General features: G+C 65.3%; 16 protein-coding genes and 1 pseudogene. 10 read left to right on the top strand and 7 right to left on the bottom strand.

The annotated features are described in order from the left end of the window. Positions 1-49: 49 nt before the first annotated feature. Positions 50-1,324 (bottom strand): amidohydrolase family protein, encoded by a 1,275-nt coding sequence (locus tag AC1MEM_RS08055; RefSeq protein WP_499476492.1) that lies wholly within the window; start codon positions 1,322-1,324, stop codon positions 50-52. Positions 1,325-1,544: 220 nt separating this feature from the next. Here AC1MEM_RS08055 and AC1MEM_RS08050 point away from each other — a divergent pair, with 220 nt between their 5' ends. From AC1MEM_RS08050 to AC1MEM_RS08010, 9 genes and pseudogenes are all read left to right on the top strand, one after another. Next, positions 1,545-2,258 carry a phasin family protein gene (locus AC1MEM_RS08050; RefSeq protein ID WP_499476491.1) on the top strand — a complete coding sequence of 238 codons (714 nt, stop codon included), beginning with the start codon at positions 1,545-1,547 and terminating at the stop codon, positions 2,256-2,258. 159 nt (positions 2,259-2,417) lie between these two features. Next, complete coding sequence (locus tag AC1MEM_RS08045; RefSeq protein ID WP_499476490.1) at positions 2,418-4,169, top strand: ABC transporter ATP-binding protein; 1,752 nt, start codon at positions 2,418-2,420, stop codon at positions 4,167-4,169. Between the two features lie 85 nt (positions 4,170-4,254). After that, complete coding sequence (locus tag AC1MEM_RS08040; protein ID WP_499477603.1) at positions 4,255-5,946, top strand: ABC transporter ATP-binding protein; 1,692 nt, start codon at positions 4,255-4,257, stop codon at positions 5,944-5,946. Positions 5,947-6,040: 94 nt separating this feature from the next. Then, complete coding sequence (locus tag AC1MEM_RS08035) at positions 6,041-6,628, top strand: helix-turn-helix domain-containing protein (protein ID WP_499476489.1); 588 nt, start codon at positions 6,041-6,043, stop codon at positions 6,626-6,628. After that, the gene (locus tag AC1MEM_RS08030) at positions 6,625-7,146 is read left to right on the top strand and encodes a GNAT family N-acetyltransferase (protein ID WP_499476488.1); all 522 of its coding nucleotides are present in this window, start codon (positions 6,625-6,627) and stop codon (positions 7,144-7,146) included. Before AC1MEM_RS08035 ends, AC1MEM_RS08030 begins: the two co-directional genes overlap by 4 nt. A gap of 69 nt (positions 7,147-7,215) precedes the next feature. After that, positions 7,216-8,783: pseudogene (locus AC1MEM_RS08025) on the top strand (IS3 family transposase). A 147-nt stretch (positions 8,784-8,930) separates the two neighbouring features. Continuing rightward, on the top strand, positions 8,931-9,350 hold the full coding sequence (locus tag AC1MEM_RS08020; RefSeq protein ID WP_499476487.1) for a transposase: 420 nt from the start codon (positions 8,931-8,933) through the stop codon (positions 9,348-9,350). Positions 9,351-9,378: 28 nt separating this feature from the next. After that, positions 9,379-10,529 (top strand): IS3 family transposase gene (locus AC1MEM_RS08015; RefSeq protein WP_499476486.1). Its coding sequence is split into 2 segments (ribosomal slippage): positions 9,379-9,619 and positions 9,619-10,529, totalling 1,152 coding nucleotides; the frame shifts between segments, so codons are not numbered across the junction. 32 nt (positions 10,530-10,561) lie between these two features. Next, on the top strand, positions 10,562-11,140 hold the full coding sequence (locus AC1MEM_RS08010) for a hypothetical protein (RefSeq protein WP_499476485.1): 579 nt from the start codon (positions 10,562-10,564) through the stop codon (positions 11,138-11,140). Here AC1MEM_RS08010 and AC1MEM_RS08005 read toward each other — a convergent pair. Next, entirely contained in the window at positions 11,131-12,369 is a 1,239-nt protein-coding gene (locus tag AC1MEM_RS08005) for a sensor histidine kinase (RefSeq protein WP_499476483.1), read from the bottom strand. The genes AC1MEM_RS08010 and AC1MEM_RS08005 overlap by 10 nt on opposite strands. Beyond that, the gene (locus AC1MEM_RS08000; RefSeq protein ID WP_499476482.1) at positions 12,366-13,919 is read right to left on the bottom strand and encodes an ATPase domain-containing protein; all 1,554 of its coding nucleotides are present in this window, start codon (positions 13,917-13,919) and stop codon (positions 12,366-12,368) included. The genes AC1MEM_RS08005 and AC1MEM_RS08000 overlap by 4 nt, the downstream gene beginning before the upstream one ends. 233 nt (positions 13,920-14,152) lie before the next feature. On the opposite strand from AC1MEM_RS08000, the gene AC1MEM_RS07995 reads away from it, so the two are divergent. Next, positions 14,153-16,234 (top strand): GGDEF domain-containing protein, encoded by a 2,082-nt coding sequence (locus tag AC1MEM_RS07995; RefSeq protein WP_499476481.1) that lies wholly within the window; start codon positions 14,153-14,155, stop codon positions 16,232-16,234. A 68-nt stretch (positions 16,235-16,302) separates the two neighbouring features. On the opposite strand, the gene AC1MEM_RS07990 is transcribed toward AC1MEM_RS07995, so the two are convergent. The 4 genes from AC1MEM_RS07990 to AC1MEM_RS07975 all read right to left on the bottom strand — a co-directional run bounded on the left by AC1MEM_RS07990 (position 16,303) and on the right by AC1MEM_RS07975 (position 21,593). After that, positions 16,303-16,575 (bottom strand): hypothetical protein, encoded by a 273-nt coding sequence (locus AC1MEM_RS07990; protein ID WP_499476479.1) that lies wholly within the window; start codon positions 16,573-16,575, stop codon positions 16,303-16,305. Between the two features lie 31 nt (positions 16,576-16,606). After that, positions 16,607-16,960, bottom strand: coding sequence for a hypothetical protein (locus AC1MEM_RS07985; protein ID WP_499476478.1), 354 nt, complete (start codon positions 16,958-16,960; stop codon positions 16,607-16,609). 58 nt (positions 16,961-17,018) lie between these two features. Further along, entirely contained in the window at positions 17,019-17,867 is an 849-nt protein-coding gene (locus AC1MEM_RS07980) for a hypothetical protein (protein WP_499476477.1), read from the bottom strand. 75 nt (positions 17,868-17,942) lie between these two features. Then, on the bottom strand, positions 17,943-21,593 hold the full coding sequence (locus AC1MEM_RS07975; protein ID WP_499476475.1) for a tubulin-like doman-containing protein: 3,651 nt from the start codon (positions 21,591-21,593) through the stop codon (positions 17,943-17,945). Positions 21,594-21,609: the final 16 nt, after the last annotated feature.

Below are 21,609 nucleotides of genomic sequence, written 5' to 3'. Positions count from 1 at the left end.
TTGGTATTTACTAAATGAACGGGCGATTCTAGCACCGGCCTGATGGATGTCAGCGCCTGATTCGGAAATCGACCTGGGCCGGCCGTCCAGCCAGCTGCAGGGTCGAGGCCGCACGCGGGGCTTCGGCGACGATCGCCCCGCGGCGCACGACGGCGCGGCGCGCGGCGCGCAGCCGGATCGCCTCGACGGGATTTGCTGCGTCGAGCAGCACGAAGTCGGCGTGGCAGCCGGGCGCAATCCCGTAGCCCTCCAGCCCGAGGATGCGCGCCGGCGTCTCGGTGACGGCGAGGAAGCACTGGCGCATGGCCGCCTGTCCCGTCATCTGGGCCACGTGCAGGCCCATGTGCGCCACTTCCAGCATGTCGCCCGAACCGAGCCCGTACCACGGATCCATCACGCAGTCGTGGCCGAAGGCGACGTCGATGCCGGCCGCCAGCAGCTCGGGCACGCGCGTCATGCCGCGCCGCTTCGGGTAGCTGTCGTGGCGGCCCTGCAGGGTGATGTTGATGAGCGGGTTCGCGATCGCCGCGACGCCGGACTCCTTCATCAAGGGCAGCAGTTTGCTCACATAATAATTGTCCATCGAGTGCATCGAGGTGAGATGGGAGCCGGTCACCCTGCCCTGCAGCCCGAGGCGCCAGGTTTCATGGGCCAGGGTCTCGATGTGGCGCGACAGCGGGTCGTCGGTCTCGTCGCAATGCATGTCCACGCGCAGGCCCTTGTCGGCCGCGAATTCGCACAGCAGGCGCACCGACTCGGCGCCTTGCGCCATCGTGCGTTCGAAATGCGGGATGCCGCCGACCACGTCCACGCCCATGGCGATCGCCCGCTTCAGGTTGTCGAAGGCGGTGGGACTGCGCAGCAGGCCGTCCTGCGGGAAGGCGACCAGCTGCAGGTCGATATACGGCGCCACCCGCCGCTTCACTTCAAGTAAAGCCTCCACCGCCAGCAGGCGGTCGTCGCAGATGTCGACGTGGGTGCGGATCGCCAGCAGGCCGCGCGCCACGGCCCAGTCGCAATAATGCAACGCCCGTTCGACCAGCGCTTCCTGCTCCAGTTGCGGTTTCAACTCACCCCAGAGTGCGATGCCTTCGAGCAAGGTTCCGGATTCGTTGACGCGCGGCAGGCCGTAGCTGAGCGTCGCATCCATGTGGAAATGGGCGTCGACAAAGGGCGGCGTGACCAGGTCGCCGGCCGCATCGATTTCGCGTACGCCCTGTACTGACAGGCCCGGTTCGACGGCGGCGATGCGCGTGCCGAGCACGCCGATATCGAGCCCGCTGCGGCCGTCGGCCAGGGTGGCATTGCGGATGACTAGGTCCATGGACGCTCCTGTTCAGATGGGAAGATTGTAGCGATTTCCCATCGCTTTCGACGGATTTCCGGTGAGTGATCGTAACGATGCTGCGCTGCAAGATTGCACCCATGACACAGTGACAAATTTCGCTTTGCGTCGTTCAGCATCGAGGCTACACTAGTTATGTTGCAGTGCGCCATAACCGACTCATATGCCGAACGATCAGCCGAACGATAAGGGAAACACGATGACTTCACTTCCAGAACAGTTCTCCGCAGCTCGCCTCACCCAGCTCGACAATGGATTCAACCTGGTGCGCAATTTCAGCGACCAGGCACTCGACCGTACCAGCCGCGTCCTCGCGCTCCAGCTCGACGCTTCGCGCACCGCCATCGAACAGTCGACGGCCGCCCTGCGCCAGTTGCTGGAAGTGCGCGACCCGCGCGACCTGCTCGCCTTCGGTGCGCAGTCCCAGCAGCAACTGAAAACGATGTTCGACTTCGGCCGCGAGTTCTTCAGCATCGCCGCCGGCGCCAGCTTCACGCCGCTGCGCCGCTACAGCGCCGACGCCCTGAATGCGATCACGACGGCAAGTACCGCTGCGACGCAGCAAACGGTGCAGGCGACCGCCGCGGCGTTCACGCCGGCGCCGGTCCAGGAAGCCGCGCCTGAAGCGGAAGCCGAGGCCAAGGCCGAGGCCAAGGCCAAGAGCATCACCATCGTCACATCGAGCGTCGAGCCGAGCGTGGAGCCGACTGCCATCGCCAGGGCCGCCAGCGAAGTGCTCGACGTGCCGGTCGCGCCGCCGCACCCGGTCGCCGCCAGCGTGCCGGTCGAGGTTGCGGTCGAGATCGAGCTGCCGAAAGTCGAGCCGGTCGATGCCACCCCGCCGGTGGTGATTCCTGCGACGACCAAGGTCACGGAAATCCGCGGCAGCAAGGGCCGCCGGAAGCAGAACTGATCCGGGTGCACAAGGCGGGCAACGCCCGACGATTAAAGAAAGTAAACTAGCGGGCTTCGGCCCGCTTTTCTTTTTGGGGCTGCGTCCGTGCATTCGTGCATTCGTGTGTTTACGGCCGCGGCCCGATTGCGTCACGCGGGCGCCAACGCAAGGAATGTCATGAGTTTAGCGAGCCTGGTAGGCGGCTTCGTGCTGCGCCACTGGAAAGCCTATGCCTCGTCGGGGGTGATGCTGGCCGGCGTCGCCGTGTGCACGGTCTGGGTGCCGCGCAAGGTCGGCTTCATGATCGACGGCCTGGCCGCGCACCGTTTATCCAGCCACGACCTCACGCTGCAGATCATGCAGCTGCTGGCCCTCGGCGTGGCCATCTACGTGCTGCGCGTGAGCTGGCGCATCCGCCTGTACGGCGCCGCCTACCGCCTCGGCGTCGAACTGCGCACGCGCCTGTACGCGCGCCTGTCGAACCAGGGCCCGGCCTTTTATCAAAAGCAGCGCACCGGCGACCTGATGGCGCTGGCGACGAACGACATCGACGCCATCGAGATGGCCGCGGGAGAGGCGATGCTGGCCGGCTTCGACGGCACCCTTACCCTGGTGATGGTGCTGGGCGTGATGCTGCTCGGCGTCGACTGGCGCCTTGCGCTGATCGCGCTGCTGCCCTTCCCCCTCATGGGCCTCGCCTTCTGGTACATCTCGCGCCACATCCACGCGGCCGAAACGGATTCTTTAAAACGCTTCTCGGCGCTGAACGACCATGTGCAGGAGTCGCTCTCGGGCGTGCGCACCGTGCGTGCCCTCGGCCTGGAAGCGCGCAGCAGCCAGCAGTTCTCTGAACTGGCCCGCCAGGCCTCCGCCGCCAGCCTGAGCGCCAAGAAATGGGAAGCGGCCTACGAGCCGGCGGTCGGCCTGACGCTCACCGCAGCGAGCACGCTGACGCTCGGCCTGGGCGGCTACCTGGTCTGGAACAACCAATTGACCATCGGCGCGCTGACCAGTTTCACGATGTATCTCGGGCAGCTGATCTGGCCGATGTTCGCCGCCGGCTGGGTGCTGTCCCTGATCGAACGGGGACGCGCGGGCCTGGCGCGCCTGCAGCCGATGCTCGATGCGCCGCTCACCGTGGAAGACGAAGGCGATCTGACACGCATCGCGGACGGACCGCTGGCCCTGCGCGAGGTGCGTTTCACGTATGGCGGAGCCGAGCATCCGGCGCTTGATGGCGTCTCGGTCGCGCTGCAGCCGGGCATGACGCTCGGCCTGGTCGGCCCGACCGGTGCCGGCAAGTCGACGCTGCTGCGCGTGCTGCTGCGCCAGGCCACGCCGCAGGCGGGATTGGTGAGCTGGGGCGGCCATCCCCTAAGCAGCTACAAGCTCGACGCCTTGCGCGCGGCGACCAGCTGGGTGCCGCAGGAATCCTTCCTGTTATCGGCCAGCATCGCCGAGAACATCGCCCTCGCCCGCCCCGGCGCCAGCCGCGCCGAGATCGAGCGGGCGGCCGACATGGCGGCCATCCACGACGACATCCTGCGCTTCCCGCAGGGTTACGACACGCCGGTCGGCGAAAAGGGCATCACGCTCTCGGGCGGCCAGCGCCAGCGCGTGGCGATCGCGCGTTCGCTGCTGGCGCAAAGCTCGCTGCTGCTGCTGGACGACGCCCTGTCGGCGGTCGATACGGGCACCGAGACGCGCATCCTCGAGCACCTGGCCGAGCTGCGCGCGGCGCGGCCCGAACTGACCGCGATCATCGCCAGCCACCGCCTGTCGGCCGTCGTGAACGCCGACCTGATCGTGGTGCTGAAGGAGGGCCGCATCGTCGAATCGGGCGACCACGAGACCCTGCTTGCGCTGGACGGCTGGTACGCCAGCCAGTGGCGCTACCAACAACTGGAGGCCAGCCTTGACGCAGCCTGACAAGATCGACAAAGCCGGCCGCGCCCAACTGGCGCAGGCGGCATCGCTGCTGCGCCGCGCAGCCTGGCCGGACCGGCGCCACCTGATGCTGGCGACGCTGTGGCTGATGCTGTCGGCCGGCCTGGAAGTAATCGGCCCGATCCTGGGTAAAGCCCTGATCGACGACCACCTGCTGCCGCGCCACGCGGACTGGCCGCGCATGGCGCTGCTGCTGGGCGGCATGCTGCTCTCCGGCTGGGCCGCATCCTGGCTGCGCTTCCTGCAGCTGATCCGCCTGTCGGGCATGGCGATGCGCTCGGTGCAGCGCCTGCGCGAATGGGTGTACGGCCACGTGATGCGCCTGCCGATGGCCTTCTTCGACCGCGCCATCACCGGCCAGCTGGTGAGCCGCGTGACGAACGACACCGAGGCCGTCAAAACCCTGTACATCCAGGTGCTGTTCGTGCTGCTCGATTCGAGCATCGTCCTGGTCGGCACCATGATCGCGATGGCCTGGCTCGACTGGCGCCTGATGCTGATCGTCCTCGCCTTGCTGCCGGCGGTGCTGGTCATCGTCTGGCTGTACCAGCGCTTGTCGGCACCGGCGGTGACGCGCGCGCGCAGCCTGAGGAGCGACATCAACGGCCAGATGGCCGAATCGATCGGCGGCATGACGGTGCTCCAGTCGAGCAATGCGGCAAGCCGTTTCGGCGAACGCTTCGCCCTCACCAACGACCGCCACTACCACGCGCGCCTGGCCGAACTGAAGGCCAACGCCTTCCTGCTGCGCCCCGCGCTCGACCTGCTCAACGTGATCCTGCTGGCGGTGGTCATCTTCAGCTTCGGCCAGAGGGAGATCGGCGCCGTCGAAGTCGGCGTCCTGTACGCCTTCATCAGCTACATCGCGCGCGTGGTCGAGCCGCTCATCCAGATCACGATGCAGTTCAGCGGCCTGCAGCAGGCGGTCGTCGCGACCGCGCGCGTGGCCAGCCTGCTGGACGAAGCCGGCGCCGCCGAACACGCAGTGGGCCGCGCCGCCGGCTCGCGCCTCGAAGCCCAGCCCGACGCGCCGGCCGTGCGCGTGCGCGACCTGAGTTTCGCCTACGTGCCGGGCCAGAACGTCCTGCACGACATCACGCTCGACATCCCGCAGGGCGCCTTCTTCGGCATCGTCGGCCATACCGGCAGCGGCAAGTCGACCTTGCTGTCGCTGCTGCTGCGCTACTACCCGGCCGAGAACGGCCGCATCGAGATCTGCGGCGAGCCGATCGCCGGCATCGACAACGAACGCTTCCGCAACGAAGTTGGCCTGGTGCCGCAGGACCCGTTCATCCTGGCGGCGTCCGCGCGCGAGAACATCGACATGGGGCGCGGGCTGTCCTTCGACCGTATCGAGGCGGCGGCACGCGCGGCACACGCGCACGACTTCATCGCGGCGCTGGAACAGGGTTACGACACCTCGCTCGGCGAAGGCGGCTCGCGCCTGTCCTCGGGCCAGAAGCAGCTGATCGCGATCGCCCGCGCGCTGGCGGGCGAGCCGCGCATCCTGCTGCTCGACGAAGCTACGTCGCGCATCGACAGCGCGACCGAGCAGATCGTGCAGGAAGCGCTGGACGAGCTGCGCGGGCATGTGACGATCATCGCGATTGCGCACCGGCTGTCGACGATCCGCGATGCGGACCGGATCGTGGTGCTTAATCACGGGCGCATCACGGAGGCGGGTGCGCACGAGGAGCTGATGCGGATCGAGGGTGGCTTGTATCAGCGGCTGTATTTGCTGCAGCAGCTGGCGGTGTGAGCGTGCCGCACAAACCGGTTGTCCGGCTTCAGGCAGGTTCTCCGCATCGATAAAATCTAGTATACGGGAAATATAAATCCTATATACTGGACGAATGGATATCAACGAGCTGATCGCTTCACGCTTGCGTGAACTGCGCGCTGTGCAAGGCATGACCCTGGCTGCCCTGGCCGAGCGGAGCGGTGTCAGCCGCTCGAACATTTCGCTCATCGAGCGTGGCGAAAGCAGCGCGACCGCGACGGTGCTCGACAAGCTGAGCGCCGCCCTTGGCGTCACGCTGGCGTCGCTGTTCGAGCAGCCGGCGCCGCCGGAACCGCCGCCCCCCGTCTCGCGGCGCGGCGACCAGCCGGTGTGGACCGATCCGGATTCCGGCTACGTGCGCCGCAACCTGTCGCCGCCCGCCTATTCGCCGATCCAGCTGGTGGAAGTCGATTTCCCCGCACAGGGCCGCGTGGCCTACGAAACGGCCGCGCGCAACGTCGACATTTATCAGCAGGTATGGATGATCGACGGGACGATGGACCTGACCGTGGGCGCGACCTGCTGGCGCCTTGCGGCCGGCGACTGTCTCGGCATGCGGCTGGACCAGCCCATTACTTACCATAACCCGGCCGACAAGCCGGCGCGCTACCTGGTTGCGCTGGTCTCGCAAGCCCACAAGCCACCCAGGAGAGAAGAATGACGAACCCCTATCCGGTGCGCCGGCTGGACGCTGGCCAGGCGGCCGCCGCGACGGCGCAACTGGCCGACGTGCTGCTCGACTGTGTCGAGGGCGGCGCATCCGTGAGCTTCATGCTGCCGCTGGCGCGCGAGCGCGCCGAGCGCTTCTGGCAGGACGTGGCCGATCGCGTCGCGCGCGGCGAGCGCACGCTGCTCGTGGCCGAGGACGAGCACGGCATCGCCGGCACCGTCCAGCTGATCACCTGCATGCCCGACAACCAGCCGCACCGCGCCGACGTCGCCAAGCTGCTGGTCCATCGGCGCGCGCGCAATGCCGGTATCGGCCTGCGCCTGATGCAGGCGGTGGAAGATGCCGCACGCGAGCAGCGCAGGAACCTGCTGGTGCTCGACACGGCGAATGCGGGCGCCGAGCGCCTGTACGAACGCCTCGGCTGGCAGCGCGTCGGTGTGGTGCCGAACTACGCATTGATGCCTGACGGCGAGTTGTGCGGGACGACCTTCTTCTACAAGCAGGTCTGAAAAACCTGGGGTCAGGTCTGACATTCCCCCTGTGTCACGCTAGTTGTCGCCTCACATTTAGGAGACAACATGAGCAAACTGTATTCCGACGCCTTCATCGAACAAGCCTTGGTGAAGGTGTATTCTCGCGGCAAGCGCACCATACAGGACGTTGCCGACGACCTGCACGTCAATGTGTACACGGTCAAGAACTGGATTCGCAGAAAGAATTTATATATGTTGAAAGCGTCCTCTGACAGGGAAAAGCGGCCGCAGGACTGGAGCCGAAGCGAGCAGCTGGTGGCGCTGCACGAAACGCACGCCCTGGATGAGGAAGCGCTGCAGGCCTGGTGCCGCGAGCGTGGGCTGTTCGTGCACCATCTTGAAGCCTGGCGTACCGGGTTCTGCCTGGATGCAAAGCCGACCGCCCCCGTCGATACACGCGAGATGCGCAGCCTGCAGCAAGAGATAGACAAATTGCGCCGGGATTTGGATCGTAAAGATAAAGCACTCGCGGAGGCCGCAGCGCTGCTCTTATTGCAAAAAAAGTTCAATGCGCTGTGGGAGGACGAGGTCAAATGACCTTGCCCGCAGCGCGGGCCGATATCGTCGCGATGGTCGCCCAAGCCGTTTCCTCGGGAGCGCGCCATACCAAAGCATGTGAAATCATCGGCTTGAGCTTGCGCACATTGCAGCGCTGGAAGCTAGTCGGTGCTGCGCCCGATGGGCGTACGACGCGCGTCCAACAACCAGTTCATGCGTTGACGGCGCGAGAGCGTGAAGAGATTCTCGCTATCGCCAACTCGGCCGAGTTTGGCCAGATGCCGCCTAGCCAGATCGTGCCGCGCCTGGCCGACCAGGGCACTTACCTGGCCTCCGAATCGACGTTCTATCGGGTGTTGCGAAGCGCTGGCCTGGTCAAGCATCGGCAGGCGGCGCGGCCGGTTCAAGAGCGCAGCAAACCGCGCGCCATCTGTGCCACGGCGCCTAACCAGCTCTACAGTTGGGACATTACCTATTTGCCGAGCGGGGTAAAGGGAATCTATTTTTACCTGTACATGTTCATCGATATCTACAGCCGAAAGGTCGTTGGCTGGCAGGTTTATCGGGACGAGCATAGCAACCTTGCGGCCGAGGTCATGCGCGACATCTGTGCACGTGAAAAAATCCAGCCCAACCAGGTGATTCTACATTCCGACAATGGCAGCCCGATGAAGGGCGCGACCATGCTGGCGACCTTGCAGGCACTGGGCGTGATGCCTTCGTTCAGCCGGCCGGCCGTCAGCAATGACAACCCATATTCGGAATCCTTGTTCAAGACCTTGAAGTACCGCCCCGACTATCCCGGTAAAGCATTTACGGACCTCGCACACGCACGCAACTGGGTGGCCAGATTCGTGCGCTGGTATAACAACGAGCACCGTCACAGCACCATCAACTTCGTGACGCCGACCCAACGTCACGCGGGCCTCCACCACGTGTTGCTGGCAGCCCGCACAGCCGTCTACAACGCCGCACGTGAGGCCAATCCGCTGCGTTGGACCGGGTCCATACGCAACTGGTCGCCGATCAGGGAAGTGCATCTCAACCCCGACCACGCGATCAGCGAAACCACAGCGCCGGCGACCAATATGCCGGCTTTTAGAAGAACAGCTTAACGGCTGCTCACGCGACAACTAGCTTGACAACCACCGCATTTAGACACGACCTCGACTGTTCGATTGTCGCGAGGCCTGGTCTGACAATCAGGTCACGTTGCCTTTGAGAAGGCGAGGGCTAGGGACTACGGTAGAGGCCGTGTCCAAATGTCAGACCTGACCCCGGCAGTACAGCGTGGACGGCTGCGCAATCTCAGCGCCAACGAGCAGTCATACAGTACCGTTACCGGTATGACCCGACCACTTCGACTTGAATTTCCCGGCGCCCTCTACCACGTCACTTCGCGCGGCAACCGGCGTAACCCGATCTACCGGGACGATGCCGATCGCCGTGCCTGGCTGAAGGTACTTGGGCTGGTGTGCGAACGCCACCGCTTCGTCATCCATAGTTTTTGCCAGATGACCAATCACTACCATCTGCTGATCGAGACCGCGGAGGCGAATCTTTCGAGCGGCATGCGCCAACTCAACGGGCAGTACACCCAGCATTTCAATTGGCGACACAGTCTCGTCGGGCATCTGTTTCAAGGACGCTTGAATCGCCACGACTATCGTAGACACTCCTGAGCCATAATGTCGAGCACAAGGAGAAGGTATGAGTGGAAAGCGGTACACAGATGAATTCAAGATTGCAGCGGTCAAGCAGGTGGCGCAGGGCGGCCACCCGGCGAGCGAAGTAGCGGCACGGCTCGGGATAAGCATCCACAGTCTGTACGCCTGGACGAAGCGCTATGGCGTACCCGAGGCGGAGCGCAAGGTCGTCGATGCCCAGTCCGACGAGATGCGGCGCCTGAAGGCCGAGCTCAAGCGCGTCACGGAGGAGCGTGACATCTTGAAAAAGGCCGCGGTGTACTTTGCCAAGACGTCCGGGTAAGGTACACCTTAATTGCTCAGTTACAGGACCAATTCCCGGTGCGCCGGCTGTGCAAAGTGCTCGAGGTGCACCCAAGCGGCTACTATGCCTGGCGCCTGAACCCCGAAAGCAAGCGCGCCAAGGAAGACAAGCGCCTTCTGGTTCCCATCAAGGAATCGTGGCTCGAAAGCGGCAGCGTCTACGGCTACCGCAAGGTCAGCGACGATCTGCGCGAGCTCGGTGAACAATGCGGTATCAATCGCGTCCATCGTCTTATGAGGTCGGCCGGAATTCGCTCGCAAACCGGCTACGCCAAGCGGAAATATAAACGCGGCGGTGCCCCTTCGCTGGTGGCGCCTAATCATCTGCAGCGCCAATTCGACGTGCAGGAACCGAATCGGGTCTGGGTGACGGACATCACGTACATTCGCACTTACGAAGGCTGGCTTTATCTGGCCGTTGTACTGGATCTGTTTTCGCGTCAGGTGGTCGGCTGGTCGATGAGTTCTCGAATCGATCGCGAGCTAGCGATGAATGCGCTCTTGATGGCCGTCTGGCGTCGGCAACCCAAGAATACGGTGATGGTGCATTCTGATCAAGGCAGTCAGTTCAGCAGCTACGACTGGCGCGACTTCCTGGACCAGCACAATCTGCAGCAAAGCATGAGCCGACGAGGAAACTGCCACGATAACGCCGTGGCCGAGAGCTTCTTCCAGCTCCTGAAACGGGAACGGATCCGACGCAAGACCTACGGCACTCGGGAACAAGCAAGGCAGGATGTCTTCGATTACATCGAGATGTTTTACAATCCAAAGCGCCGGCACAGCTTCAGCAATGACTTGTCGCCGGTCGAATATGAAAAGCAGTATTTCCAGCGGCTCGCGAGTGTCTAGAAAACTCGTGGCGATTCAGCTACAAAGCCATCTTGGTGCAGAAAGAAAGTTATCTTTTAGAATTATCCCGCTACATTATCCTGAATCCATTACGCGCGAAAATCGTGTCTTCCCTGGATGATTGGAAATGGAGTAGCCATCGTTATTTTGTCTCCCAGGACCTCCCGCCGAGCTGGCTCGAGCGCGATTGGCTACTGAACCGGTTCGGCAATAACCCGACGGCGGCCGTGCCTGGGTATCGGGCGTTTGTCCTGGCAGGCGTTAACGAAGCCAGTCCGCTCACCGCTACCCGTCACCAACTCCTCCTGGGCGACGACGCATTTGTGTCGGAGCACCAGCAGTTGCAAGGCGCCGACGGACTGGCAGAAAATTCCAGGGAAGAGCGACGTGCCGTGGCGCTGCCCCTGACCGAATATCGAATTCGGTATGCCGACAGAGATGAAGCGATGGCGCGCGCTTACCTGTCGACTGCTTTCACCATGCCGCGGATAGCAACTGCCTTCGGCGTATCGACCAAGACAGTCAGCCGGGCGGTGGCTGTTTTCGAGGAGGCGAAGCTGGGGGCTAAGGAAGAGCTCGCGCCAAGGCGGGAGTCCAAATGTCAGACCTGACCCCAGCTCTTGTCCGGTAGCCGGACCGCAAACGTCGCGCCCTGCCCCCGCCCCGCGCTGCTGACGCTCAGCGTCCCGCCGTGCAGTTCGACGATGCGGCGCGCGATGTACAGGCCCAGTCCCAATCCCGTTGCGTTGTCATGCTGCTGCAGCGTGAAGGCGCCGAACACGTGCGGCAGGTCCTCGGGCTCGATGCCCTGGCCGGAGTCGGCGATGTCGATCGACACCATGCTTTCGCTGCGCCCGATCGTAATGCGGATCACGCCGCCCTCCGGCGTAAACTTGGTCGCGTTGGTCAGCAGGTTCCAGAACACCTGCTGCAAACGGCCGCCGTCCGCGTCGAGGCGGATACCGTCGCCGTAATCGGCGGGGGTGACGCGCAGCGAGATGTCCTTGGTGTGTGCGAAGGTTTCCACGGTCGAGATGGCGTCGCGCAGCACCTGCCCGAGCACGATCGGGACCCGCGTGACCGACATCTGGCCGGTCAGCGTGCGCGCGGCGTCGATCAGGTCGTCGACCATGCCGGCCTCCTGGCGCACGTGCATGCGCATCGATTCGAGTCCGGTAATGGCTTTCGGCGGCAGGTCGGGAATCGTGCGCAGCATCAGTTCGATGCGCATCGACAGGGCCGACAGCGGCGTGCGCATTTCATGCGATACGGTCGCCAGGAACAGTTCGCGCGTGCGGTTCACGCGCGTCAGGTCGTCGATCGTTTCGCGCTGGCGATCGAGCGTGCTTGCCAGCGTGCCGAGCAGCGCTGCATAAGTGCCCATGCGCTGTTCGGACACGGGCGCATCGAGCCGCACCTCGTTCCACAGCACATGGCCGGGCAGGCCGATCTGGCGGGCGATGCGCTCGCACCCGAGGGCCGAACTGAAGTCGGCGAAGCGCCAGCCGAACACCAGTACGCCGTACACCTCGCCATGCAGCACCAGCGGCAGCGAACACACGCGCAAGCCCTCGAACTGCGCCGATGCAGGCTGCCCCTCGGCGCAGCTTGCGTCCACCAGCGTGCGCTCGAGCTTTGTACCGGGGCCGTCGCCGGCCCACAGGCTGGACCGCTCGAGCAAGCGTCCCAGGCGCGAAGCGGTCTTGGGCCCGATGCGGCGCACGCCGCTCGTATCGAAGGCGGACGTCACCAGGCCCGTCGCCTCCGCAAACTGCGTCAGCGGGGTATCCCAGTCGTCCCAGTCGACTGGCGCACTGCCCGGCAGGCCGACCGTGATCACCGCGGCTTTTCGATCGGCAGGTCCGACGATTCGGGCAGCGGCGCGCCCTTGGCGACGGCTTCCTCGATCAGCGGACTCTGGCGCGACGGTGAGCGCGACAGCAAGCCGTAATACGAGGAGAACGGCAATTGCGGCACGGCGCCGGATTCGCTGTCGCTCTCGTCGATCAAGAGCAGGCCGCCGATGCCGATCGTGTACTCGCGCGTGATTTGCAGGTTGCGGCTGCCGCGCACTTTCGGCACCGCGATCGCGCGGCGCAGGACGGTGGAGACTTCGACGTAGTTCAGCAGGATGATGTTGTCGACCAGGTGCGAGCCCTTGAGCTCTTCGCTGATCTGCGACACGCCCAGCAGTTCCGGGCTCTCGTAGTTGAACAGGGTCGTGGCCAGGCGGTTCTTGAAGAAGGTCGCCAGCGCGTACAGGTAATCGGCCACCTCGCTGCGGCTGGTCATCTCGTACACCGCGATCGAATCGAAGACCACGCAGTCGATCCCGTGCGCGTCGACCAGCTTGACGATGCGGTCGAAGTGGACATCGAGTTCCAGTTCCAGCGGCGACTCGTAGTAGATGAACATGTCGCCTGCATCGACCATCGCCTGCAGGTCGAAGCCGAGCGACCTGGCGTTGCGCATCAGCTGGGCCGGGTGCTCGTCCAGGCTCACCAGCAAGGTCTTGTGGCCAGCCTTGATCGCGTTGGCCAGGAACTGGACGCTCAGGACCGTCTTGCCGGTGCCGGAAATGCCGCCCACCAGCGTGACGGAACCTTTATACAGGCCGCCGTCCATCATCTTGTCGATGGCCGGCGAACCGGTCGACAGGCGCTCTTCCGAGGTCGGCTGCTCCACCGCGCCAAGCGGGCGTGACTGCGCGCGCCGGTACACGTGCACGCCCCTGCCCGCCTCGATGCGCATCGTATGGCTGCCGCCGATGAAGTCCTGGCCGCGCGATTTCACGACCGCCAGGCGGCGGTGCACGCGGCGCCGGGTTTCTTCGCGCGTGAGCGAGATGATGGTATCGAACACGAAGCGCTCGTGCGCGAACACGCCGCCCGGCGACTCGTCCCTTTCGGCGGTGACCATGGTGGTCACGCCCAGGCGCGCCAGGCCTTCGACCAGCAGGTGCACGTCCTGGCGGAACGGCATGTCGTTCGCCTCCGCATGCAGGCGCAGCGGCGTCAGGCCGTCGATCAGGAGGCGCTTCGCACCCATGTCCTTCAGCGAGGCCGCAAAGGCGCCGTCTTCGCTGCGGAATTCGCTCAGCAGCACGGCGGGACTGGTCTGGATGATCCTGATTTTGCCCTGGTCGACCAGGCCTTGCAGGTCCCAGTCGAAGCCGGCCGCGTCGCGCAGCAGCTTGGCCGGGTCGAGTTCGAACGAGACGATGGCGCCCGGCTCGTCGTCGTCGCGCGCGCCGTGGTAGATGAAGCCCAGGCCCAGCGTGGTCTTGCCCGAGCCCGGAGGGCCCTCGACCACCAGGTTGTTATTGCGCGGAATACCGCCGTGCAGTATGTCGTCGAGGCCGGTAACCCCGGTCTTCACCAATCCAGTCATTGCCTTGCCCTTTTTGTATGGACACTCAGCTTAACACGCGGGGAGGCAGCGGTTGGGGGAGCCTCGGGGAGGAGCTACCGAGGAATAATTGAACGCCAACATTGCCCTTTCTGCGTCGCTTTTTTGACATAGGTCGGCAAAAAAAAACGACGTTTCTGTCTTGCAACAAGAATATAATGACAGATGGGCGCGCGAGAATTTGCGATACCGACCATCCCATCGAGAGATCATCTATGCCGGCAGCACGCAAGTCCAGACAGCCACGCCGTCGCTCCGCGACGCTGCTGGTTTCGTTATTGCTGGCCTCGTCTTTTGCATCCTCCTGCGCCTGGGGCCAGGCCGCCGCGCCGCTGGCCGCGCGCCTTGCCGAGATCCGCGAAATCAACCGTTTTACGCCCGAACGCGCCTTGCCGATGCTGCTCGCGATCGAGCCCGAGGCGCGCGCTGCGTCGGTCGAGGAGACCGGCGAAATGCTGGCGCAGTTGTGCGTGGCCTACCAGAAGGTGGGCAAGCAGGTGCTGGCACTGGCGACCTGCGACGAACTGATCGCATTCGGCCGCGCGCGCCGGGACAACGGCGCCCTCGCCAAAGGCCTGGTACGCAAGGGCTATATCAAATATGCCCAGAACGAGCTGGCGACTTCGCATGAACTGATCTGGGAGGCCGAGCGCCTGGCGAACACGACGAACGATGTCGAACTGCGTGTGCGCGTCGGCGTGTCGGCCGCCGAGTCCTTCGCCGAGGACGGCAATTTTCCGCGTGCGCTGGAAAAAATGCAGGTGACGCTGGCCTATACGCGCCAGTATGGCGGTCCGGTGCACCTGGTGATCGTACTCAATTCGCTGGCGTGGCTGTACCGCCAGATGCACGAGTACGACAAGGGTTTCGAGGCGCTGGCCGAGGCCATGCTTGCGGCCGCAAAGACCAACTCCCCGGGTCGCGTGGCGACCCTGAAAGCGACCGAATACGCCCTTGCGATCGACTCGGGGCAATACCCCCGCGCGCTGAAGGCGCAGATGGCGGGGCTGGCGATCGAGCGCCAGATCGGCGCGCATTCGATGGCAGTGAACTCGCTGGTGAACCTGTCCGATTGCTACCTGAAGATGCGCGACTACGCGCATGCAGTGGCGTACGCGAACCAGGCGATCACGGCTGCAACGGCAGTCCATGACGAAAACAGCGTGGCCACCGCCCGCATCAACCTGGGCCAGGCCTACCTGGCCACGGGCCGCCTGGCCGAGGGCAAGCGCAACTTCGAAGCGGGCCTTGCCTCCTACGAAAAAGCCGGCAACAAGCCCGAACTGCAGACCGTGCTGTCCGAATACGGTCAGGCGCTGGAACGCGCGGACGACTATGCCGGCGCGGTCCAGGCGTATCACCGCGAACGCACGCTGTCGAACGAATTGTTCGAGAAGCGCCGCCAGAAGGCCATGCTCGAGCTGCAGGAAAAATACGACGCCGACAAGAAGCAGCGGCAAATCGAGCTGCTCGAGCGCGAGAACCAGGTCAAGTCGGTCGAGATCGACAACCGCCGCCTGCAGCAGCGCGTCTGGTGGCTGCTGGCCGTTGTCTTCGCGCTGGCCTCGGTCGTGGTCGGCCTCCTGTACCGCAAGGTGCGCCACGCGAATGCGCAGCTGTACCTGAAGAACCAGGAACTGAAGCAGCAGAGCGTGCGCGATCCGCTCACGGGCCTGTACAACCGCCGCCACTTCCAGGACTTCATGCGCGGTCACCGCGCCGATGAAAAACGCGGCGCCGGGACGTCGGGCGAAGAGATGGTCAGCGCGCTGTTCCTGATGGACGTCGACCACTTCAAGCACATCAACGATACCTGGGGCCATGGCGCCGGCGACGCGGTGCTGATCAGGCTTGCCGAGAGCCTGCGCGAGATCCTGCGCGAGACCGACATGATCGTGCGCTGGGGCGGCGAGGAATTCCTCGCCTTCCTGCCGGCGATCCCGCTGAGCGGCCTGGACGAAGTGGCGCGCCGCCTGCTGAACGGCATCAGCGCGACCAGCATCGAATTCCAGGGCACGGCGCTTTCCGTGAACGTGTCGATCGGCTACGCGCCCTACCCGCTGGCGCCGGGCGGCACGCCGCTGCCGTGGGAGCGCGCCGTCAACCTGGTCGACATGGCGCTGTACATGGCCAAGGGCCATGGGCGCAACCGCGCGTATGGCGTGCTCGGGTTTGCGAATTTTGGGCGGACTTCGATGGAAGAGGTCGAGCAGAACCTGGAGCAGGCCTGGCGCGCGGGATTCGTGGATATGGCGATCGTGACGGGTGGGTATCCGGATTTAAGGGCGAGCGCGTAAGCTTGTTTCGCGGTCGTCCGTGCCTTTAGCCGTAGGGTGGGCGCCCCGTGCCCACGCGGACCGTTGCGTCAACGGATCATCACGTCATCCGCCGGTGATTTAATATCGCGCAGGCGCTGCGGCTCGCCCTTCCACGCCACGACGGCCATGAACAGCGCGGCCAGCAGGCAGCTGTAGCCGACGCTGACAAGTTCGCCGAAGGGCGCCAGCCGCACCAGGCCGCCGATGAGGGCGGCGAAGAAGACAGCGTAGGTCGCCCAGCCCTGCCAGACGAGGGGCAGTCCCCAGCCCCATCCGCGCGAGGCGGGGCGCACGGGGAACCAGTACTTTTGTGGCGTCATTGCGCGCTCCCTCCTGAAAAGTCCGCAGTCTTCAGCGTGCCGCGTCCTGCATCTTTTCGCCGGCCTGCTCGACCTTTTCGCCGACCTTGCCGGTCGCCTTCTGCAGTCCACGCCCGGCTTGCGCCGTCGCGTCCTTGATCTTCTCGCGCGCTTCGCCGGTGCGTTCGGCGATCTGGCGCCGCTCTTCCTCGGCGCGCTCGGCCAGCTGCTTCGCCGCCTCGTTCGCCTTTTCGAGCGGTGCGCGCAGTTCGCGCGCGACCTTGTCGCCGGCTTCGTCGACCGCCTTGCCGGCCTTTTGCGCCGGGCCCATCGCGTCGTCGTGGCGCGAGCAGCCGGCAGCCATGGCCAGGACCAGCAATGCACCCAACATGGTCGTCGTCTTCATGCTTCGCTCCTGTGATCGTGTTTCCGAAAGCATACACCAGCGCGTCCTCGCGGGCGTATTACCTTCCGCCTTCTACCTCGTCGGCGCGCCGGTGTTCCGGCTCGCGGGCGTCGATCTCCTCCTTCATCGCACGGGTGGCGTCATCCTCGCCCCAGCGTTTGGTAAAGGCGCGCAGGCGCTGGCGGGCGCGGTCGACCATGGATGCGGACAGCGCCGACTCGACCCCGGTCTTCGCCTCGCGCCAGGCCTTGTCGCGCTGGCGCTTGCGGGTGCAATTCGCGCTCGCCTCGTTGAGCGCCTTCTGCACGCGCTGCAGCTGTTCGGGCGTCGCTTTCGTGCCGCGCAGCGCGATCAGTTCGCTCTGGGCCTCGCGCGGCTTGCAGTCGGTGGCGAGCGCGATCGCCTTGTCCATCTGCGCTTCGATACGCCGGCTCGAGGGTTTCGCGATCAGCCAGATCGCCCACAGGGCCGCCAGCGCCAGCAACCACCAGCGCAGCCGTACCGGTTCGCGCCTTGGCGGCAGGGCCCCGGCCGCAGGGGCGCCACGCGGCGATGGCGGGGGCGAGCCCGGCGCTGCGGGCGGCAGGCGCGGGCCGGCGGCCGATGGCGGCGGCACGGCCGCTGGCCGGGCTGGCGTCTGTGCGCTAGCAGCCGGCGCCGCGGTTTCCGCACGCGCGGCGGGCGCGGCATCCGGCCTGGCCGCATGCACGTCGGGCGCGGCGGCCGGCGCGTTCGCACGGTTCGCCGCAGCGGCCGCAGCGGCCGCTTCGGCCCGCAGCGGCCTGTCCAGCACCACGCGGTATGCCTGCCCCGTCCCTGCGACCGGCTGGCCAGGCGCCGCAACCGGATGCACCCGCGCGGGCCCGGCCTCCCCTTGTGCGGTCCCGCAATACGGACAAAAATTCACGCGCCGAGGCAGCGCATGCCCGCATGCGGCCTGGATACAGCGGACCATCGAATCGTCTTGCACAACCCTCCCCTGTCATTGCGGATCCGGGACGCCGTCGTCCGGATCGGGAATAGCGGGCGCAGCGTGCGCGAGGCCGGGAATGTCCGCCACCGTCTGCCATTTGCCGGACTTCGGGTCCTGCGCCATGTTCCAGGCGCGCGTGCCGGGGTCGATCTCGCCGCGCGCCAGCTGCTGCGCCACTTCGTCGAGCGCGAACGGCCCGCGCTGCGCACCCGCCACGAACAGTTTATAACGCGCGCCGTGCAGCGAAGGCACGGGCGCCGGGTCGGGAATCGGCGCGGCCGCCAGCCCTGGGCTTGAACCCAGCCCCCGCACTTCCAGCGCCGCCGCGGCGCGCGCTTCGCTGGCCAGGATCTCTGGCTTGATCACGCGCTTGTCGATCGGGCGTTCGACTTCCCAGCTGTAGGCATCCAGCGCGGAATCGGGGACGGGTTCGGTCCAGGCGGCGATCGCGGCGAGTGCCGCATCCACTGCGGCGTTCGACAGCGTCGGCTCCGCCGCCAGCGCGCGCCGCAGCCAGGCCTCGTACAACCGGCGCGCCGTGATGTTCGGTAGCGACGGCGACGGCAGCTGGGCACCAGTTTCGTCGACCTCGAGGCGCGGCTCGTACACGCGCAGCTGGTAGTGGCGCATCAGGGTGGCCAGCAGCAGCAACTGGTGCGGCCCGAGACCGGCCTGGCGGTTGCGTACGGCCGCGATCACCTGCTCGCGGTAATACGGCGGCAAACCGTTCGAGCGGATCGCGTACTCGTTCCCGATTTGCAGCCATTCGCCGGAGCCCGGCTCGACTTCGAACAGGTACTGCCCGCGCGGCTGGAAGGCCGCTTCGCGGTCGCCCGCGTCCAGCTTGCGCCGCACGACGCCCAGCGCGATCGCCTGCAGGAACCACTCGAAATCGTCCGCCAGGCGATTCAGTTCATCCATCGAGGGCGAGATCGGATGGCGGAAGCGCGTCGAATCGAAGTGCAGGTGGGTCGGGATCTTCGGGTTCTCGATCTGGTACGAAGCGCGCCAGGTGGGCAGGCCGCGCAGGATCGTCATCGGGAAGCCCGACAGCTCGATATAGCAGACCGCGCGCCCCGGGATGCCGGTATTCACGACCGAGACCAGGTCGCCATGAAAATACCCGGTCGGCACCGCGGCGCGGATCTCCGCTTCCATCTTGCGCCAGGCGGCCACGTCGCCGACTCCGATAAAACATTTGAATTGGTCCGAATTCGGAGTGAACTCGGCGGAGAAGCGCGCGTTCACCCAGGGCATGGCGCTGCGTATCCATTCGGCGAAGACGCGCTGGCGTTCCTGCGGCGTCATCGCATTCAAGCGTTCCAGCAGCGGATCGACCGGTTCCTCCAGCAGCTCGCCGGTTGAGAGCTGGGTCTGCGCGCGGCGGAACAATTTGAGCAGCAAATCCGCCCGGGTGCGCTCGTCGCCCAGCTGCGGGAACAGCCTGGCGGAGCCGCCGAATTCGAGCAGCACCTCTTCGCTCCAGGCGCTTACGTCCCCGGTCAGGCGCACCGGCGCAGGCATCACGTCACCGGCCAGCTTGATATAGGTGGCGTGCTCCTGGCGCGCGTCCGCGCGCAGCTGGCGGATGCGGCCATCGACCGCGCCCAGGATGTCCTGCACGTGGCGGCGTCCCTCCTGGAATTCGCCGGCGATGCCGCTCCACTGCGCATGGCCCTGCTCGTCCGTCGACTGCGGCTCGCCCAGCCAGGCCGACATGCCGCGCATGACCTCGATCGACTGGCCGGCCGCCACCGCCAGCAGGTGGAAGCGCAGGTAGTCGGCAATGTCGCGTTTTAAATGCGCCATCACTTCGCGCGCCTGGGCGTCCTTGCCGAACAGGCGGCCGGCCGCCTGCGACAGGTTGTTCAGCGACTCCTCGACCTGGCGCGTGCGCAGCGCGTCGCGGATGTCGCGGTAGCGGCGGCCATTGCGCTCGGCGTTCGCCAGGTCGCGCTGCAGCAGGCGCGCTTTCACCTGCTCCAGCAGCGACAGCACGAATTCCAATCCACCCTGCTTGCGGTCGTCGAGCAACGCGTACAGGCGCTCGCGCACCCGCGTTTTCAGGCGCCCGGTCAGTTCGATCGTGTGGCGCTTGATGCGGTCTTCGCTGGTCTCGGCGCTGGCGCCGGCTTCGCGGATGGCGTCGCGTTCGAGGTTCGGCAAGAGCTCGGCCACGCGTTCGCGCCACTGCGGCACGTCGAAGGCGGCCATGATGCGGTCCATCTCGAGCTGCACCTTGCTCTCGACGCGCTCGAGCAGCGAGCGCCCTTCCTTGTCGCGCAACAGCAAGCCGGTGAGCGCGTATTCCTGGAATGGCGTGACATCGACGGTTCCCTTTTTAAAATCAGGGAATTCGTCGAAGGGGAGCTCGCGCATGTCCATGTGCTCGCGCATGAAGCCGTCGCGCTCCTGGTCCCCCGCGCGCCGTGCCAGCGCACCGTCGCGCCCGACCAGGCCGAAGAATTCCTTGACCATCAGCGCCGCCAGCTCATAGGCGCGGATATCCTCGCGCAGGCTTTGCTGGGTGTCGAGCACCGACTGCCCGAAGGCCGAATACACTTTGGAATACGACAGGCGCATGTCGCCAAAACGCGCTTCCGGCACGCGCGGGTTATACGGCCCGAGCTTGTGCTGCTGCTGGTTGACCGCGACCGAGCGCTTGCGGTTGGCGAAATCGGCCGAGGCGAAATCCTCGAACAGGGTATCGGCCACCATCTGGTACACGTCCTTCACGTCCTGGGTCGCCTTGTTGGCCAGGTTCGCGGTGTCGACGAAATACACGTCGTCGAAGGGAGCGCCACGGCCGGTGATGCTGTCCGGGTCCATCCACTTTACCTGCGCGTTCATGTCGCGCATCGTGGTCTCGAGTTCCATCATCGTCGCGTAGGCATTCGCCTCGGTGCGCTCCTTGTTCGCCTTGGCGAAACCCGAAGGCATGAACATGACGAGATCGACCTGGCTGTCGGCCACTTCCTGGCGCGCGATCGCTTTCGCCATCCAGCCGAGATCGATCGCGCTGCCGGCGCCGGTGCCGCCCGCGTTCGAGGCGATGACGACGATGCGGAATTTCGAGGTGTCGACCTGCAGGCCGAGCCGCTGGTAATTCTCCTTGCGCTCGATGCCGGCGTTGCTGCCCAGGTAGTTCAGCGCGCCCTTGATGCGGCCGCGCAGCTTCGGGTATTTGTCGAATAAGTACAGCCGTGCCACGGCGCGGATCTGGCCCGCCCCTTTCGACGGGTCGATGCCGAGCGAGCGCAGTTTTTTCGGGCGCAGCGGCATCCACTTTTCGATCAGGGGGAAGCGCGCCAGGCTGTCGTCGGACTCGTGATACTGGGGAAGATCGAGCGGCTCTACCAGCCGTTCTTCGTCGGTCAGCTTGACCAGCTCATACCAGGGATCGGTGCGCTGCGACTTGCCTTCGTCGATGACCGCATTCGAATCGAGGTCGAAGTGCAGGAAGCGCGCGACCGGGAAGTCCGCAATCGATTCGACGCGGGTCGGATTGTGGCGGTTCCAGACGGCCGACAGGATGCGCCGCCGGATGCGCATCATGACTTCCATGCCGGTGCCGCCGGCGCCGATGAACAGCGTCGGGCGCAGGTCGACCTTCAGTTCGGACTTGCGCTTGACCTGGGCCTGGGTGGGGATATCTGCCATGGTGTTCTTCCTTCCT

The sequence above is a fragment of the Telluria sp. AIW5 genome (assembly GCF_056680575.1).
The sequence above is the reverse complement of the archived record's forward strand: the minus strand, read 5'-3'. Positions and strand labels throughout refer to the sequence as shown.

Bases quoted from the DNA above. Each gene is read 5' to 3' on its own strand.
- AC1MEM_RS07995 (WP_499476481.1), top strand. From the start codon at position 14,153: ATGCCGGCAGCACGCAAGTCCAGACAGCCACGCCGTCGCTCCGCGACG.
- AC1MEM_RS08035 (WP_499476489.1), top strand. From the start codon at position 6,041: ATGGATATCAACGAGCTGATCGCTTCACGCTTGCGTGAACTGCGCGCT.
- AC1MEM_RS08050 (WP_499476491.1), top strand. From the start codon at position 1,545: ATGACTTCACTTCCAGAACAGTTCTCCGCAGCTCGCCTCACCCAGCTC.
- AC1MEM_RS07975 (WP_499476475.1), bottom strand. From the start codon at position 21,593: ATGGCAGATATCCCCACCCAGGCCCAGGTCAAGCGCAAGTCCGAACTG.
- AC1MEM_RS07990 (WP_499476479.1), bottom strand. From the start codon at position 16,575: ATGACGCCACAAAAGTACTGGTTCCCCGTGCGCCCCGCCTCGCGCGGA.
- AC1MEM_RS08040 (WP_499477603.1), top strand. From the start codon at position 4,255: ATGCTGGCGACGCTGTGGCTGATGCTGTCGGCCGGCCTGGAAGTAATC.
- AC1MEM_RS08045 (WP_499476490.1), top strand. From the start codon at position 2,418: ATGAGTTTAGCGAGCCTGGTAGGCGGCTTCGTGCTGCGCCACTGGAAA.
- AC1MEM_RS07985 (WP_499476478.1), bottom strand. From the start codon at position 16,960: ATGAAGACGACGACCATGTTGGGTGCATTGCTGGTCCTGGCCATGGCT.
- AC1MEM_RS08030 (WP_499476488.1), top strand. From the start codon at position 6,625: ATGACGAACCCCTATCCGGTGCGCCGGCTGGACGCTGGCCAGGCGGCC.
- AC1MEM_RS08020 (WP_499476487.1), top strand. From the start codon at position 8,931: ATGTCAGACCTGACCCCGGCAGTACAGCGTGGACGGCTGCGCAATCTC.
- AC1MEM_RS08055 (WP_499476492.1), bottom strand. From the start codon at position 1,324: ATGGACCTAGTCATCCGCAATGCCACCCTGGCCGACGGCCGCAGCGGG.
- AC1MEM_RS08000 (WP_499476482.1), bottom strand. From the start codon at position 13,919: ATGACTGGATTGGTGAAGACCGGGGTTACCGGCCTCGACGACATACTG.